The sequence below is a fragment of the Chitinivibrio alkaliphilus ACht1 genome (assembly GCF_000474745.1).
In the GTDB taxonomy this organism is placed as follows: domain Bacteria; phylum Fibrobacterota; class Chitinivibrionia; order Chitinivibrionales; family Chitinivibrionaceae; genus Chitinivibrio; species Chitinivibrio alkaliphilus.
This window is the reverse complement of the sequence record NZ_ASJR01000076.1, coordinates 1-642: the sequence shown is the minus strand read 5'-3', so window position 1 is coordinate 642 and position 642 is coordinate 1. Positions and strand designations below refer to the sequence as shown.

The 642-nt window shown below is 41.1% G+C and carries 1 protein-coding gene and 1 pseudogene; both read right to left on the bottom strand.

The window, feature by feature from the left end:
* Window positions 1-208, bottom strand: a pseudogene (locus CALK_RS12975) (IS3 family transposase); the annotation flags it as partial.
* A 38-nt stretch (window positions 209-246) separates the two neighbouring features.
* Window positions 247-558: a transposase gene (locus CALK_RS11695; RefSeq protein WP_022637853.1), complete on the bottom strand. Its 312-nt coding sequence runs from the start codon at window positions 556-558 to the stop codon at window positions 247-249.
* Window positions 559-642: the final 84 nt, after the last annotated feature.

The following is a 642-nucleotide window of genomic DNA, read 5'->3' as shown; positions in this document are numbered from 1 at the left end:
CACTTTGATGCTGCATATAAAACGCAACTATTTCATCTTTTTCCCACGCTTCCAGCCAGTGGTCACGTGGAATATTACCATTATGTTCGTTGGCTTTTCCATATCGTTTTTTCCAACTGATAAACTTGTCCGGCCATATACCGATCTTTTGGATAAAGAACGACTCGGGGAGCCCTGTTAAATCTGATTTTTCGCGAACAAAGTCCACAAGGGCATCACGAATATCAGGTTCAACCCACCGACCTTTTAGAGCTCCCCACGATGCTTTTTTAGCGCTATGTGCTCACTCATTATCTCTGATATTACAGTGTCTTTATGAGCTATCTTGTTTTCAAGGCTTTTAATCAAAGTTGCTGTCTTCTTTTCCTGGAGTGCATTATCTTTCATGAAGGCACGGGAACCGTTCTCAAAGAATATTCGCTGCCACTCATAAAACTGATTGGGGTGTATTGATAATTCATTGCAGATTTCAGAGACATCTGTTTTGTCCAAAAGGTGACGTCGAACCGCTATTACTTTTTGTTCTTCGGAAAATCGTCTGCGTTTTTTCTGTGCCATACCTGGCCTCCTTCTTTATTGGTGTAATATACTTCAAACCAATTAAGAAAAGGATTCACTTATTTGGCTTCCATCTGAGGCGGG